18 protein-coding genes are annotated in these 13,855 nt (G+C 66.0%); 10 read left to right on the top strand and 8 right to left on the bottom strand.

Going from position 1 to position 13,855, the window contains the following annotated elements; genetic code table 11:
- Positions 1–29 precede the first annotated feature (29 nt).
- Entirely contained in the window at positions 30–506 is a 477-nt protein-coding gene (locus ACT53T_RS20300) for a MarR family winged helix-turn-helix transcriptional regulator (RefSeq protein ID WP_476162607.1), read from the bottom strand.
- A 237-nt stretch (positions 507–743) separates the two neighbouring features.
- Between ACT53T_RS20300 and ACT53T_RS20305 the strand changes: the two genes are divergently transcribed.
- Positions 744–989, top strand: coding sequence for a hypothetical protein (locus ACT53T_RS20305; RefSeq protein ID WP_018266875.1), 246 nt, complete (start codon positions 744–746; stop codon positions 987–989).
- A 12-nt stretch (positions 990–1,001) separates the two neighbouring features.
- Here ACT53T_RS20305 and ACT53T_RS20310 read toward each other — a convergent pair whose 3' ends face one another.
- The gene (locus ACT53T_RS20310) at positions 1,002–1,307 is read right to left on the bottom strand and encodes a hypothetical protein (protein ID WP_018266876.1); all 306 of its coding nucleotides are present in this window, start codon (positions 1,305–1,307) and stop codon (positions 1,002–1,004) included.
- Between the two features lie 284 nt (positions 1,308–1,591).
- Here ACT53T_RS20310 and ACT53T_RS20315 point away from each other — a divergent pair, with 284 nt between their 5' ends.
- The 3 genes from ACT53T_RS20315 to rpsD all read left to right on the top strand — a co-directional run bounded on the left by ACT53T_RS20315 (position 1,592) and on the right by rpsD (position 3,885).
- Positions 1,592–2,443: a hypothetical protein gene (locus ACT53T_RS20315; protein WP_476162608.1), complete on the top strand. Its 852-nt coding sequence runs from the start codon at positions 1,592–1,594 to the stop codon at positions 2,441–2,443.
- A gap of 138 nt (positions 2,444–2,581) precedes the next feature.
- Positions 2,582–2,953, top strand: coding sequence for a hypothetical protein (locus ACT53T_RS20320; RefSeq protein ID WP_018266878.1), 372 nt, complete (start codon positions 2,582–2,584; stop codon positions 2,951–2,953).
- Positions 2,954–3,267: 314 nt separating this feature from the next.
- Complete coding sequence (gene rpsD / locus ACT53T_RS20325; RefSeq protein ID WP_018266879.1) at positions 3,268–3,885, top strand: 30S ribosomal protein S4; 618 nt, start codon at positions 3,268–3,270, stop codon at positions 3,883–3,885.
- Positions 3,886–3,931: 46 nt separating this feature from the next.
- Here the strand turns inward: rpsD and ACT53T_RS20330 are convergent, their stop codons facing one another.
- The 3 genes from ACT53T_RS20330 to ACT53T_RS20340 all read right to left on the bottom strand — a co-directional run bounded on the left by ACT53T_RS20330 (position 3,932) and on the right by ACT53T_RS20340 (position 6,131).
- Complete coding sequence (locus ACT53T_RS20330; RefSeq protein ID WP_476162609.1) at positions 3,932–4,816, bottom strand: translation factor GTPase family protein; 885 nt, start codon at positions 4,814–4,816, stop codon at positions 3,932–3,934.
- A 99-nt stretch (positions 4,817–4,915) separates the two neighbouring features.
- Entirely contained in the window at positions 4,916–5,668 is a 753-nt protein-coding gene (locus ACT53T_RS20335) for a hypothetical protein (protein ID WP_400769885.1), read from the bottom strand.
- 91 nt (positions 5,669–5,759) lie between these two features.
- Positions 5,760–6,131: a Rieske (2Fe-2S) protein gene (locus tag ACT53T_RS20340; RefSeq protein WP_142864263.1), complete on the bottom strand. Its 372-nt coding sequence runs from the start codon at positions 6,129–6,131 to the stop codon at positions 5,760–5,762.
- Between the two features lie 307 nt (positions 6,132–6,438).
- Between ACT53T_RS20340 and ACT53T_RS20345 the strand changes: the two genes are divergently transcribed.
- The 3 genes from ACT53T_RS20345 to ACT53T_RS20355 all read left to right on the top strand — a co-directional run bounded on the left by ACT53T_RS20345 (position 6,439) and on the right by ACT53T_RS20355 (position 9,497).
- Positions 6,439–6,738, top strand: coding sequence for a helix-turn-helix domain-containing protein (locus ACT53T_RS20345; protein ID WP_476162610.1), 300 nt, complete (start codon positions 6,439–6,441; stop codon positions 6,736–6,738).
- 76 nt (positions 6,739–6,814) lie between these two features.
- Positions 6,815–8,779: a squalene--hopene cyclase gene (shc, locus tag ACT53T_RS20350; RefSeq protein ID WP_476162611.1), complete on the top strand. Its 1,965-nt coding sequence runs from the start codon at positions 6,815–6,817 to the stop codon at positions 8,777–8,779.
- 7 nt (positions 8,780–8,786) lie between these two features.
- Positions 8,787–9,497, top strand: coding sequence for a phosphorylase (locus ACT53T_RS20355; RefSeq protein WP_026191514.1), 711 nt, complete (start codon positions 8,787–8,789; stop codon positions 9,495–9,497).
- On the opposite strand, the gene hpnH is transcribed toward ACT53T_RS20355, so the two are convergent.
- Positions 9,438–10,589 carry an adenosyl-hopene transferase HpnH gene (gene hpnH, locus ACT53T_RS20360; protein WP_476162612.1) on the bottom strand — a complete coding sequence of 384 codons (1,152 nt, stop codon included), beginning with the start codon at positions 10,587–10,589 and terminating at the stop codon, positions 9,438–9,440. The two genes, ACT53T_RS20355 and hpnH, sit on opposite strands and share 60 nt — an antisense overlap.
- Positions 10,590–10,825: 236 nt before the next feature.
- Here hpnH and ACT53T_RS20365 point away from each other — a divergent pair, with 236 nt between their 5' ends.
- The 3 genes from ACT53T_RS20365 (at position 10,826) to ACT53T_RS20375 (ending at position 13,175) form a co-directional block, all read left to right on the top strand.
- On the top strand, positions 10,826–11,473 hold the full coding sequence (locus ACT53T_RS20365; RefSeq protein WP_476162613.1) for a phosphoribosylanthranilate isomerase: 648 nt from the start codon (positions 10,826–10,828) through the stop codon (positions 11,471–11,473).
- A 72-nt stretch (positions 11,474–11,545) separates the two neighbouring features.
- Positions 11,546–12,793, top strand: a complete 1,248-nt coding sequence (trpB, locus tag ACT53T_RS20370) for a tryptophan synthase subunit beta (RefSeq protein ID WP_476162614.1) — start codon at positions 11,546–11,548, stop codon at positions 12,791–12,793.
- A 31-nt stretch (positions 12,794–12,824) separates the two neighbouring features.
- Positions 12,825–13,175, top strand: a complete 351-nt coding sequence (locus ACT53T_RS20375; RefSeq protein WP_476162615.1) for a hypothetical protein — start codon at positions 12,825–12,827, stop codon at positions 13,173–13,175.
- Between the two features lie 67 nt (positions 13,176–13,242).
- Here ACT53T_RS20375 and ACT53T_RS20380 read toward each other — a convergent pair whose 3' ends face one another.
- Together ACT53T_RS20380 and ACT53T_RS20385 are read right to left on the bottom strand one after the other, a co-directional pair.
- Positions 13,243–13,569 (bottom strand): HigA family addiction module antitoxin, encoded by a 327-nt coding sequence (locus ACT53T_RS20380; RefSeq protein ID WP_476162616.1) that lies wholly within the window; start codon positions 13,567–13,569, stop codon positions 13,243–13,245.
- Positions 13,570–13,576: 7 nt separating this feature from the next.
- Positions 13,577–13,855: a type II toxin-antitoxin system RelE/ParE family toxin gene (locus ACT53T_RS20385; protein WP_476162617.1), complete on the bottom strand. Its 279-nt coding sequence runs from the start codon at positions 13,853–13,855 to the stop codon at positions 13,577–13,579.

The following is a 13,855-nucleotide window of genomic DNA, read 5'->3' on the forward strand; positions in this document are numbered from 1 at the left end:
TTTCGCCTCGTCCGATCCCTCGACCGTCGTCAGCCGACCGCGCTTCGCGCCTTCGGCTTTTTCGTCGCGCAGCTCATTTTCTCGATCAGATTGCCGCGCGCCGTCTCCAGCACGCGCATCAATGTCGCGCGGTCCTCGTCGCTGACGCCGGCCAGCGCCTCCTGGCGGGTCGCCTCGGAGATGGGCGCTATGGCCTCGACCAGCGGCCAGGCCGCATCGGTGAGGAACAGCAGCCAGACGCGCCGGTCGGTCTCGTGCGGCCGGCGCTCCACCAGACCCATCCCCTGCAGCCGATCGACCGTGCGGCCGAGGGTGATGGGCTCGAGATCGAGCATTTCGGCGAGCACGCACTGGCTGACGCCCTCATTGCGCGACAGATAGGCCAGGGCCTGGGTCTGCGCGCGGGTCAGGCCCAATTCGCGGGCATTCTGCTCGAACCGCTTGCGCATCAGCCGCGCCGCGTCATGCAGCAGAAAGCAGAAGGTCGTTGGCGGCGGCGAGGGCATTAGGCGCGCTTTCTATAGCAATGCTTTTGATAAGCGTGCTTATTAAATAGGTGCGGCGCGCCGAATTCAAGCCCCGCCCGAGCCGGCCCCGCCCTACGGAAGAAAATTTTGGCCCTATTTAGGATGAGGGCAGGAGCCGATTGCCGCGCGCGCCGTCGCGCCTATCGTAATTATGGCAATTCGGCGCCGAGGCGGTCCGAGCCATCGGGCGCGGAGCCAAATGGGAGGATGACGGGAATGAGGCTGCTATTGGCTTGCACATTCTTGCTGATCTGCGCGGCCTCGGCCGACGCCGCGCAACGCGGGTCGGCCCGCCAGCGCTCGGCCTGCACGGACGACGCCTATAAATTCTGCGAGCGCTATGTGCCGGACGCGGCGGCGGTGGAAAGCTGCCTGAAGGCCAATATCGGCGGGCTCAGCCGCGCCTGCAAGGCGCAGATTCAGGGGGCCGCGGCCGCCAAGAAACGCGGCCGCCGTCACTGAGGCGCCCGCGGCTCACATGCGCCGCGCGAAACGGCGGATGTCGACGCCGTTCTGGGCGAGAAGATCGCGCAAGGCGGGCGGGAGATTTACCACGCGGGTGGCGTTGCCGTCATATTGGCAGGCGCTGCGCAGGCTGACGTAATGGCCATAGATGCGATTGGTTTCCTGATCGCCGATGACCGAGCGCGCCTCGCCCAGAAGATAACCGACTTGATCTTCACTGTATTGCGACACCAGCTGGCAGCCGACGGCGACCTTTTCGGCGAATGCCGGAAAAGAGACCAAGGTGACAACGGCCGCCGTTGCGAGAATCTTCATGCTGTTTCCTCGATATTGCAGGGTGAGGGCGACCTGGTGTCGCGCCGATCTTCGTATCTGACCTCCTCTCTCTTTCGGAGCTTCTTGGCCGAAGTTTGGCTCGAGGCCTTGGGCGCGCCGCGCGCGGCCGCGCGCAAGGGGCGTCGAAAAGCGAAAACACGGCTATGTTCAACGGAATGTTTACGCTTAACGCCAATGTTCGGGGCCAGATAAGTCTTTTTCGGGACTTTCGGCCCGATCGTAATGTGTAAAGCCCGCTCGAGACGGGCGGTTGGAGTAGAGTCATGAGCTTGTCCGCTTCCAGCGGTGACGACCTCCCCTATGCCTCCGGCCCACTGAGGGCGCGCCCGCTCGGCAATCTCGCCGCAGTGTCGATGGGCGTCGCGGCGCTTCTGGTGCTGCTGGCCGCGCTCGCCTTCGTCCGCGCGCCGTCGCAGGAGGCCGCGGTAGCGCCGGCCGCCGCGCCGACGGCGAGCCCCGCGCCCCGCTATGCGAATGCGCCGGCCTCGGCGCCCGCGGCCCCCGCGGAACGCGTCGCCGCCTTCCGGCTCGAGGCGCCGGAGATCGACAAGGATCCGAAGATCACCTTCGATCAGCCGCTCCCCTCGGGCGGCCGCCAGGAGACGCACGCCTTCGGCGCCTTCGACACGGGCCGGCCCTATCTGCGGCTCGATATTCTGCAGCCCGCCGGCGAGAAGCTCGGCAATTCCGACTTCTTCCTGGATGTCGCGCGTCACGCCGCCCAGGCCGGCCTCGGCGTGGTCCGCATCGGCCAGCCGACGCCGCTGGTGACGCGCGCGGGCGCCTTCGAGGCGGCGGAGATCAAATTGTCGCTGCGCGAGGGCGGCGTCGCCGCCGCGGCGGCCGGCGAGCGCAGCTGCCTCGCCATGCGCCTCGTCAACGCCAGCCTGTCGATGGAGATCGCCGGCATCGCCTGCGGCGCCGGCGCCAAGCCGATCGACCGCCGCGCCATGGGCTGCCTGCTCGATCGCATCTATTATCTGCCCGCCGGCGACAATAAGGCGCTGGCTCGCTCCTTCCCCAAGACGGAAGGGCCGGGCTGCCTCGCCGCCGCCCCCGCGAGCGACGGCGAGCCCGCCAAGCCCGCCGCGAAAAAACGCGCGGCGCGCCACTGAGCGCATGCCTACCTAGGGGCGGTTCGGCGCTTTCGCCGGACCGCTTTCAGCTTTCATGAGGCGCCATTCGCGACCGCCGGTATCGCTCGGCGACGCGATTGGTTATGATCCTGTCGATATCGGAATCAGGAGATGAGGATGCGTCATTTCGTTAGTTTGTCGGCCGGACTCGCCTGCCTTCTCGCCCTCGCGACGGCGGGCGAGGCGCTCGCCAAAACGCATCGCTCCGCGCATCGTCATTTCATTCCCGCGGAGGGAATCGTCGTGGCGACCGGCCCCATCCCCTATGTTCGCCAGCCGCTCGTCGTTCCGCGCCGCAGCTGGCTCGATCCCGGCCCGGTCGTCCCGGTCGGCTCGACCAATCGCTATTTGGTCGATGCGACCTATTTCGCCTATCAGCCGATGGAGGACAATCAGCGCAGCTGGTTCATGCAGGAGACGCTGCCGAACCGCCGCCGCTTCGAGGTTCTGCCCTATCGCGACGGCATTGCGCCGATCTGGTGGCCCTGAGCGCCGCCTCGAGGCTCCGTTGTTTTCGGCCGGCCCGCGCTGCGCGAGCCGGCCTTTTTCTTGACTTCCGCCGCCTGCACGGATAATGACCCCCAGTCCGGCGCGGGGAAACCTTCGCCGGCCCGCACCCGTGGTCGCTCCTGAGCGGCCTGTCGGCCGGTTTCCGGCAGAGGAGGGCGCGTTCTTTTGACGCGAGAGGCACGCCTCGTCGCGCGGGAACGTGGTTCGGCGACGCTCGCCTCTGACCGAGGCCGGGCGCGGCGTCTCGTTTTCGCGCTTTTGCGAGGCTGCGAAAAGGAAGAGGACGCCGGCAAGTGACGAAACGCGCCGAAGCCAAATATAAAATCGACCGCCGTCTCGGACAGAACATTTGGGGCCGCCCGAAGAGCCCGGTGAACCGTCGCGAATACGGCCCCGGCCAGCACGGCCAGCGCCGCAAGGGCAAGCCCTCCGACTTCGGCACGCAGCTCAAGGCCAAGCAGAAGCTCAAGGGCTATTACGGCAATATCTCCGAGAAGCAGTTCCGCAAATATTATGCGGAGGCCATCCGGCTGAAGGGCGACTCGGGAGACAATCTGATCGGCCTGCTCGAGCGCCGTCTCGACGCCGTGGTCTATCGCGCCAAATTCGTGCCGACCGTCTTCGCCTCGCGGCAGTTCATCAACCACGGCCACATCAAGGTGAATGGCCGTCGGGTGAACATCCCGTCCTATCTGGTGAAGCCGGGCGACGTCGTCGAGGTGAAGGAGAGCTCGCGCCAGCTCGTCATCGTCCTCGAGGCCGTCGGCCTCGCCGAGCGCGACGTGCCGGAATATTACGAGGTCGACCATCAGAAGCTGACGGCCAAGCTCACGCGCGTGCCGCTCCCCTCCGAAGTGCCCTATCCGGTGCAGATGGAGCCGAATCTGGTCATCGAGTTCTACTCGCGCTGATCGACTTTCGCCGGCCCGGAGCTTTCGGGCCGGCGTATCTCTATCGTCAGGCCGTCGCGCTGGGCCGCGCGGAGGCCGCGGGACGGAAGGGCGTATCGTCCTCCGGCGCGATCGGCGCATAATGGCCGAAGCGAAGATTATGGCTCGCGCGCCCTTTGGTCAGCGCGCTCAGCGCATCCCCATAGCCCAGCAGCTCCGCGAGCGGCGCGGTCGCCGTGATCCGCGTGGTCTCGTCGCCCTGCTCCGCCTTCAACGCCTGCGCGCGCCGGCCGCGTAAATCCTCGATCGCCGCTTCCGCAATGTCATTGGGCGCGACTGTCTCGACGCTCATGATCGGCTCGAGCAATTCGCTGCTCTTGGCCAGAGCCTCCCGCGTCGCCGCGCGCGCGGCGATCTCGAAGGCCAGCACCGACGAATCCGAGCCATGGCCGGCGCCGTCCACCAGAGCCGCTTTCAGTTCCACCACCGGCCGGCCGAGAATGACGCCGCTCTCCACCACAGAAACGACGCCGCGCTCCACCCCATCGACGAATTCCGCCGGAACGGCGCTCTCCGACGCGCGGTTCTCGAAAATCTCGCCGCCCGCGCCATCCGTGTCGAAGACGAGCTTCACGCGGGCGTATTGGCCGGGCCGCTTATGGGTGAAATCGATTTCCTGGCGCCGCGATAGACGCTCGCGATAAGCGACGCGCGGCGGGCCGATGATCGCCTCGACAGGCGACAGCTCCTGAAAGCGCGCGACGATCTCTCGCAGCCGCTCCTCGCTCGCCGCCTCGAGCAGCGCCTGCGTTCCGCCGATCGCATCGAGATCGGAGACGCGCAGTCCGGGCGCGCCGGCGGATAGCCGCGCGAGCGCCTCGACGAGCTCCTCCCAATCGCGTGCGTGCTCGGGCTCTATCGTCACCGAGACGAGCAGCGGCGAATTATTCATGACGGCCTCCCCACTTCTCCCATCGCCGGCGGCGAATCGGAAGCAGGCGAGGCTAGCGGCGGCGTATGACAGGACGTCATACGCCGCGCTCGAGCCCGCTCAGTTTCGGCGGGCGAGGGAGCGCAGAAAGCCTTCCATATCCTCGGTCAGCTCCTGATCTATGGCCGGCGCCAATTTCAGCAGCAGATTGGCGACGAATGCCTGATCATTGCGCTTTTCCTCGAGCACCTCGCGCAGCACGGGGACATTGTCCTCGATATGGGTGAGGAAGGAGATGCCCTTCTCCAGCGTCTCGGTCCAGCGCTCGCGGCTCCACAGGGCCAGCGGATACATGATCTCGTGGACGAAATTGGATTTGCGCGCCTGCTCGAAGAAGCGAATGCCCGCGTTCCAATTCTCCTTGGCGCGCATGGGCGGCGGCGGAATGTCGCCGAGCAGCATCTTCTTGCCGGCGGCGCCGACATGATCCTCGAGGCTGATGGGCGGGTCCATCGGCGTGCGGAAGGCCCACAGCGAGGTCGAGCCGGGGAAATCCTTGCCCATGGCCTCGGTGAGCGCCGCCTCGACCTTGTCGGCCGCCGCCTTGTCGCCCTTGAGCGCCGCCGTCATGAAGAAGGCGAAAACCGCGTCGCCGCCGTAAGTGACCGCCGCTGCGGCCTTCAATTGCTGGTCCGTGAGCTTGGGCGTGACGCCGTCGGCGGGAACCGTCACATCGCCGGCGCGCAGCGCGGTGATGAAGGTCGTGATCTCCAGCCAGCCCATATAATTGGCGATGAAGGCGTCGGGATCGACATAGACGATCGCCAGATTGAGAGGCTGCTTGCGCTTTTGCAGTTCCGCCATGTCCGTCATGGGTTATCCTTCCTGTCCCCAGTTTTCGCAGTCCCAGGCTATGCTTGGGCGCTCGCTTCCCGAGCCCCTCTCTCGGGCGCGGCGCCCGTCCTCACTCGTCCGCCAGCATCACGCCGGTGATGCAGACGTCGCCATCGTCGATCACGAGCGAGAGAGGCGTCAGCTTTCCGCCTTGGCACGGGCCGATGAAGCAATGGCCGGTGTCGAGATCGAACTGGGCGTGGTGCCGCCCGCATTCGATGAAATTGCCCGACTCGTCGAGGAAATTGCCGGGCGAGGTGTCGAGGCGCATCTGCTCATGCGGGCAGGAGTTCTCGAAGCCGTAGAAATTATTTCCCTTGCGGGTGATGAGGATCGGCCACGGATTGGTGTCGCCGTTGTCATAGGCGCGCATCAGGACAAAGCCATGGGCTTGGCCGTCCTCTATGTGGCCTGTGCGACAAATCACAAACAGATCGTCCATGGGCTGACCCCTTTCGAACAAACATCCACGCTCCGTGCGACCCGGAGCGGACCCGTGAAATCGGGTAGCAAGCGATGAGCCAGCCTGATCCGACGCTTGACGATATGGTTAGATCACTATACGAAGCGGTTTCGAGAGAGTCGGATCGCGCGCGCAGCGCCCCCTCCCCGACCCTCCCCCGCACGCGGGAGAGGGAGGAGATGCGGCGCTTGATCGAGGCTTCGCGAAACGTCGACAGCCCCCCTCTCCCGCGAAGCGGGGGAGGGTGAGGGAGGGGGCTCCCCCGAATTTTCGAGGACCCGGATCAATGAACGCGCCCGAGCCTGACGAAGCAGCCGCCAGCGCGCGCGCTGAAAACGCGCTCAAAGCGCAGCTCATCGGCAAGATCGGCCGGCTGATGAAGGAGCGCGGCTTGAAGCAGGTGGAGGCCGCCGGCCTGCTCGGCGTCAAGCAGCCGGACGTCTCCAAAATGCTGCGCGGCGATTTCCGCCAGTTCTCGGTCGAGCGGCTGCTGCGTTTTCTGGTGGCGCTGGGACAGGACGTGGAGATCGTCGTCAAGCCGCCGAGCGGCGCGGAGGCTCCGGCGCTGCGCGTCGCGCGTCTGTGACGCGGATAGACCATTCTTTTGGAAAAGCGAGAGACGAAGGGATCATGATGACCCAGCTGCGAAGGAGCGCGAAAATATGACCGCGACCGCCCTTGCGATCGAGCCGAAGCGCGACGACGCGCTCGACCAGAGCATCGCGCGCGCGTCCGGCGCGTTGCGCGCGCTCGCCAAAGGCGACGGCCATTGGTGCTTCGAGCTCGAGGCCGACGCCACGATTCCGGCCGAATATGTGCTGATGCGCCATTTCCGCGACGAGCCGATCGATCACGCGCTCGAGGGCAAGATCGCCGTCTATCTGCGCCGTATCCAGGGCGAGCATGGCGGCTGGCCTTTGTTCCGCGACGGCGCCCTCGATATGAGCGCCAGCGTGAAGGCCTATTTCGCGCTGAAGATGATCGGCGACGACATTGACGCGCCGCATATGAAGCGGGCGCGCGAGGCGATCCTCAGCCATGGCGGCGCCGCGCGCACCAATGTCTTCACGCGCGCGCTGCTGGCGCTCTATGGCGAGATTCCCTGGCGCGGCGTGCCGGCCATGCCGGTGGAGATCATGCTGCTGCCGAAATGGTTTCCCTTCCATATCGACAAGATCTCCTATTGGGGCCGCACCGTCCTGGTGCCGCTGCTGGTGCTGCAGACGTTGAAGCCGCAGGCCGTCAATCGGCTCGGCGTGCATATAGGCGAGCTGTTCACCACACCGCCGAACGAGGTGAAGAAATGGCCGACCGGCGCGCATCAGCATCCGGCGCTGGTCGCATTCTTCGGCGCGATCGACAGGCTGCTGCGCGCCGCCGATCCTTATTTTCCCAAAGGCCCGCGCCAGCGCGCGATAAAGGCGGCGGAGGCTTTCGTCACGCAGCGGCTGAACGGCGTCGATGGCCTCGGCGCCATCTTCCCCGCCATGGTCAACAGCCTGCTGATGTATGAGGTTCTCGGCGTCCCCGCCGATGACGAGCGCATCAGGCTCGCGCGCGAATCGATCGAGCGTCTGCTCGTCGTCAAGGAGGACGAGGCCTATTGCCAGCCCTGCGTCTCGCCCGTGTGGGACACGGCGCTCGCCTGCCACACGCTGCTCGAGGTCGGCGGCGAGGCGGAGGAGGCGCGCGCCCGCGCCGGCCTCGACTGGCTCGCGCCCTTGCAGGTGCTGGATGTGAAGGGCGATTGGGCCGTGCAGCGGCCGAATGTGCGCCCCGGCGGCTGGGCCTTCCAATACGCCAACGCTTATTACCCCGATGTCGACGACACCGCCGTGGTGGTGACGGCGATGGATCGCTCCTACGCCGGCCGCTCCGACCGGCCCTATGACGAGCGCATCGCCCGCGCGCGCGAATGGGTCGAGGGGCTGCAGAGCAAGAACGGCGGCTGGGGCGCCTTCGACGCCGACAATGAATATTATTATCTCAACCACATTCCCTTCGCCGATCATGGCGCTCTGCTCGATCCGCCGACCTCGGACGTCTCGGCGCGCTGCGTCTCCATGCTGGCGCAGCTCGGCGACACGATCGAGACCAGCGCCAGCATGAAAGCCGGCGTCGATTATCTGCTCGCCGAGCAGGAGCCGGACGGCAGCTGGTTCGGCCGCTGGGGAATGAACTATATATACGGGACTTGGTCGACGCTCTGCGCGCTCAACGCCGCCGGGCTGAAGCCGGAACATCGCGCCATGCGCCGCGCCGTGGATTGGCTCGTCGCGATCCAGAACGAGGACGGCGGCTGGGGCGAGGACGGAGACAGCTATAAGCTCGACTATCGGGGCTATGAGAAAGCGCCGAGCACTCCCTCGCAAACGGCCTGGGGCGTGCTGGCGCTGATGGCGGCGGGCGAGGTCGGCCATCCGGCGGTCGCCCGCGGCATAGCCTATCTGCAGGCCAATCAGGATGCGGATGGCCTGTGGAAGGAGGAGCGCTACACCGCCACGGGCTTCCCGCGCGTCTTCTATCTGCGCTATCACGGCTACGCGAAATTCTTCCCGCTGTGGGCGCTGGCGCGCTATCGTAACCTCGAAAGGGGCAACAGCAAAATTGTCCAGACCGGACTCTAATCGTCGCTTGGACGGCCCGGATGAGGTGGAGCCCCCGCGCTTCCTCATCATCACGGGGCTGCTGAGCGAGCGCGCCTGCGCCGAGGGCGAAGGTCTGGTGCCGATTTGCAGCGGCGCCGACACTGAGGGCTTGCGCGCCGCGCTCGAGCGCACGCAGGGCTTCGCGCTCGCGGGCGTCGTCAGCTTCGGCATAGCGGGCGGGCTCGATCCGGCGCTGCGGCCGGGCGACGTCGTCATCGGCGCCTCGGTCGTCGCCGAGAACAAGCGCTATGAGACGAGCGCCGAGCTGTCATCCATTTTGAGCGAAGGTCTCGGCGCCTCGGGCGGCAAGATCGTCTCCGGCGTCATCGCCGGCGTCGAGGCGCCCGTGCTCGACCCCAGGGCCAAAGCCGCGCTGCGCAAGCGGACCGGCGCCGCCGCCGTCGATATGGAAACCCATATCGCCGCCGATTTCGCCGAGCGCCGGCGCCTGCCGCTGGCTGTGGTGCGCGTGGTCAATGATCCGGCGGCGCGGGCGCTGCCGCCGCTGGCCACCTCCGCCGTCACGCCGGACGGCGGCGTCGATTTCCGCGCGGTGTTTCGCGATCTCGCCCGCGAGCCGCGCCAGATCGGCGATCTCATTCTCGCCGGTCTGGACTTTCGCAAATCATCGGCGACCTTAGGCCGCTGTGGGCGTCTTCTCGGCCCGCTCCTTAGCCTCGGCCTCTCGGAGCTCTGACAGAGTCGCGACATTCTTGTCGAAGACGTATTGCGCCGGCCGCTGCTTCTCGAGCGAGATGTCGGGCGCGAAATCGCCTTCCGTCCTCACGCCGCGCAGAGCGACCAGCGCCGCCTTCCACGGACGCGCGACGGCGTCCTTCACCGCCGTGGCCTCGAAGCCGCAATGGACCATGCAATCGGCGCATTTCTCATAATTGCCAACGCCGTAGGAATCCCAATCGGTTTCGTCCATCAGCTGCTTGAAGGTCGGGACATAGCCCTCGCCCAGAAGATAGCAGGGACGCTGCCAGCCAAAGACGGTGCGCGCCGGATTGCCCCAGGGCGTGCAATGATAGCTCTGATTGCCGGCCAGAAAGTCGAGGAACAGCCCCGACTGCACGAAGGCCCAGTCGCGTCCGCCGCGTCCGCGCTTCAGAATGCCGCGGAACAGCTCCTTGGTGCGCGCGCGATTGAGAAAATGCGCCTGATTGGGCGCGCGCTCATAGGCGTAGCCGGGCGACACCGTCATGCCGTCTATGCCGATGCGCTTCACCTCGTCGAAGAAATCGGCGACGCGGGCCGGATCGGCGTCTTGGAAGAAGGTGCTGTTGATGGTGACGCGGAAGCCCTTGGACTTCGCCAGCTTGATCGCCTCCACCGCGCGCTTGTAGACGCCGGTCTGGCTCACCGCGCGATCATGCATCTCCTCGTCGCCGTCGAGATGGATCGACCAGGTGAAATAAGGGCTCGGCTTATACTGGTCGATCTTTTTGGCCAGCAGCAGGGCGTTGGTGCAGACGATGGCGAATTTCTTACGCGCCATTATGCCCTGCACGATCTGCGGCAGCTCCTTGTGCAGCAGCGGCTCGCCGCCCGCGATCACGACGACCGGCGCGCCACACTCGTCCACCGAGGCGAGGCAGTCCTCCGCCGAGAGGCGCTTATCGAGAATATGGTCCGGGTAGTCGATCTTGCCGCAGCCGGCGCAAGCGAGATTGCAGCGAAACAGCGGCTCGAGCATCAGCACCAGCGGATAGCGCTTCCGGCCGGCGAGATGCTGGCGGAGGATATAGCCCCCGATCGACATGATGTAGCGAAGCGGAATGGACAAGAAAGCTGTTCCTTCCAGGGACCGGCTCTTCGACAGAGCGGCGCGGAGGCCGCCCGGCTTCGACGCGCGACAAACACAGCGTCGGAACGTGTCGTCTAACACGAAAGCTCGACTGCGCAAACCGGCGGCCGAGATCGCCGGCGACGGCGACTTCAACCCGAGGATATGGCGTTTTTCAGGCCCGAGCGGATCATGATAGGGTCGCGGCCCGAAAACGGAAACGGCGAGAGGGAAGTTTGCCCGGCGTGATCGTCAAAATCTGCGGCTTGTCCACCCTGCCGACGCTCGAGGCGACGATCGCCGCCGGCGCCGATATGGCCGGCTTCGTCTTCTTCGAGAAAAGCCCGCGCCACATCACGCTCGAGACGGCGCGGGAGCTCGGCCGGGTCGCGCAGGGACGCATCCGCAAAGTGGCGCTCACCGTCGACGCCGACGATTCCGCGCTCGACGCGATCGTCGCCGCTCTCGCGCCGGACCTTCTGCAATTGCACGGCCGGGAGACGCTAGAGCGCGTCGCCGCCGTGAAGGCGCGCTTCCGCCTGCCCGTCATCAAGGCGATCGGCGTCGCCGGCGCCGCGGATGTCGCGCGCGCCGCGGTCTTTCGGGAGGCCGCCGACATTCTCCTCTTCGACGCCAAGCCCGCGCCGAACGCCGCCGTCCCCGGCGGAGCCGGGACGGTCTTCGATTGGGAGCTGATGCGCGGCTACGGCGGCGGCGACTGGATGCTCTCCGGCGGCCTCGACCCCGCCAATGTGGCGGAGGCGCTGCGGCTGACCGGCGCGCCGGCGGTGGACGTATCCTCTGGCGTCGAGCGCGAGCGGGGCGTGAAGGACGAGGCGAAGATCGCAGCCTTTGTCGCGGCGGCGCGCGGCGCATCTGTCTGACGATCTACGGCGCTTTCATCGGAGCGGCGGAGGGTCTAAGACAGCGCCGCAGCCGAGGCGAGGAGGACCGACATGAACGACCAGACCCCCAATTCCTTCCGCAACGGCCCGGACGAGAACGGCCGCTTCGGCCTGTTCGGCGGACGCTTCGTCGCCGAGACTTTGATGCCGCTGATCCTCGACCTCGAGCGCGCCTATGGGGAGGCCAAGGCCGATCCCTCCTTCCAGGCCGAGCTGGACAGTCTGCTGAAGCATTATGTCGGCAGGCCGAGCCCGCTCTATTACGCCGAGCGCATGACCGAGCATTTGCGCGGCCTCACGGCGGCGGTCGGCGGCGAGGGCGGCGCCAAAATCTATTTCAAGCGCGACGAGCTGAACCATACCGGCGCGCATAAGATCAACAATGTGCTCGGCCAGATTCTGCTCGCCCGCCGCATGGGCAAGAAGCGCATCATCGCCGAGACCGGCGCCGGCCAGCACGGCGTCGCCACGGCGACCGCCTGCGCCCGCTTCGGCCTCGAATGCGTCGTCTATATGGGCGCCGTCGATGTCGAGCGGCAAAAGCCCAATGTCTTCCGCATGAAGATGCTGGGCGCCGAGGTCCGCCCGGTGCAGTCCGGCGCCCGCACGCTGAAGGATGCGATGAACGAGGCGCTGCGCGATTGGGTGACCAATGTCGCCGACACTTTCTATTGCATCGGCACCGCCGCCGGCCCGCATCCCTACCCCGCCATGGTGCGCGATTTCCAATCGGTGATCGGCAATGAGGCGAAGGAGCAGATGCTCGAGGCGGAAGGGCGGCTGCCCGATTCGCTCGTCGCCTGCATCGGCGGCGGCTCCAACGCCATCGGCCTGTTCCACCCCTTCCTCGACGACGCCTCGGTCGAGATTTACGGCGTCGAGGCCGCCGGCCATGGCCTGGACGTCGAGAACGGCCACGCCGCCTCGCTGGCGGGCGGACGGCCGGGCGTGCTGCACGGCAACCGCACCTATCTCTTGATGGACGACGACGGCCAGATTCTCGAAGGCCACTCGATCTCCGCCGGCCTCGATTATCCCGGCATCGGCCCGGAGCATTCCTGGCTGCGCGACATCGGCCGCGTGACCTATCTCTCGGCCACCGACAAGGAGGCGCTCGCCGCCTTCCAGCTCTGCTCCAAGCTCGAGGGCATCATCCCGGCGCTGGAGCCTTCGCACGCGCTGGCCAAGGTGATGGAGCTGGCGCCGCAAAAGCCGCAGGATCACATCATGGTGATGAATCTGTGCGGACGCGGCGACAAGGATATTTTCGCCGTGGCGGAGCATTTGGGCGGGATGTGAGCTTGCCGGCGGCTCGAGGCGAATGCTCAAAGTGCAAGTATTCTGCAGAGGCGAGCTGATCGGACGCTGTGACCTCTACGCGCTCGACCCGCCGATGGGCGTCGTCTCCGGCGAGCTCGAGCCGACGCCCGCCTATGGAGCCATTCGCGCTCATATCGACGCCGCGCTCCGGGGCGTCGATGATTGGGATTCGCTCAGACTTGAGATCGTGACCGAAGACGGCAGCTTATTGGGCGCCGTCGGTGGCGTGATGATCGAAGATCTGATTGACCGCGCGAGCGAGCCGCCAAATCTCGTCGTCTGCGGCGTCGACGCGCAGCCCACAAAGTTCGAGGAATGGTTCGGCGCCGATCCGAACTATTTGAACTATTACGGTCGATAGAACGCCGCATGAGCGCGGGTGCGACATTGCCGGCCCTTTGCTCAAGGCGTCGACTAGGGCACGAATGTCACGCCGCCTCGACTTCCGCCTTGATCCGCTCGCCGAACTCGCGTTCCGCGATCTCAAGATCATATCTGGTCTGCAAATTCATCCAGAACGCCGCGCTGTTGCCGAAGTAGCGTCCCAGCCGCAGGGCCGTCTCCGCGCTCACGCCGCGCTTGCCGGCGACGATCTCGCCGATCCGATTGGCGGGCACGCGCAATTTCAACGCGAGCGCATGAGCGCTCAAGCCCCGCGCCTCGAGTTCCGCGGCCAGAGTGCGCCCCGGATGGATCGGCCCGAATCGGAAACCGCCCGCAGGCGCTTCGAAGACGTCTTCGCCCTTCTTCGCCATAACGACCTCAATGATAATCGACGATCTCGACCTCGAAGGCGTCGCCGCCGTCGAAACGAAAGGCGATTCGCCACGGGCCATTGACCTTTATCGCCCATTGGCCCTTGCGGTCGCCCGACAGCCGATGCAGGCCGACGCTGCGCAATGGCGGCAGATCGTCGAGCGAGGCGGCGCTGTCGAGCTCCGCCAGACGCTGGCGCGCCAGTTCGGTGTCGAGGCCGGAGAACTTCGACTTGCCGGTCTCGAGAAACTGGGGTGTCGCCGTTCCTTTGACGGATCGTATCAT

The organism is Methylosinus sp. DMC45, from assembly GCF_056313885.1.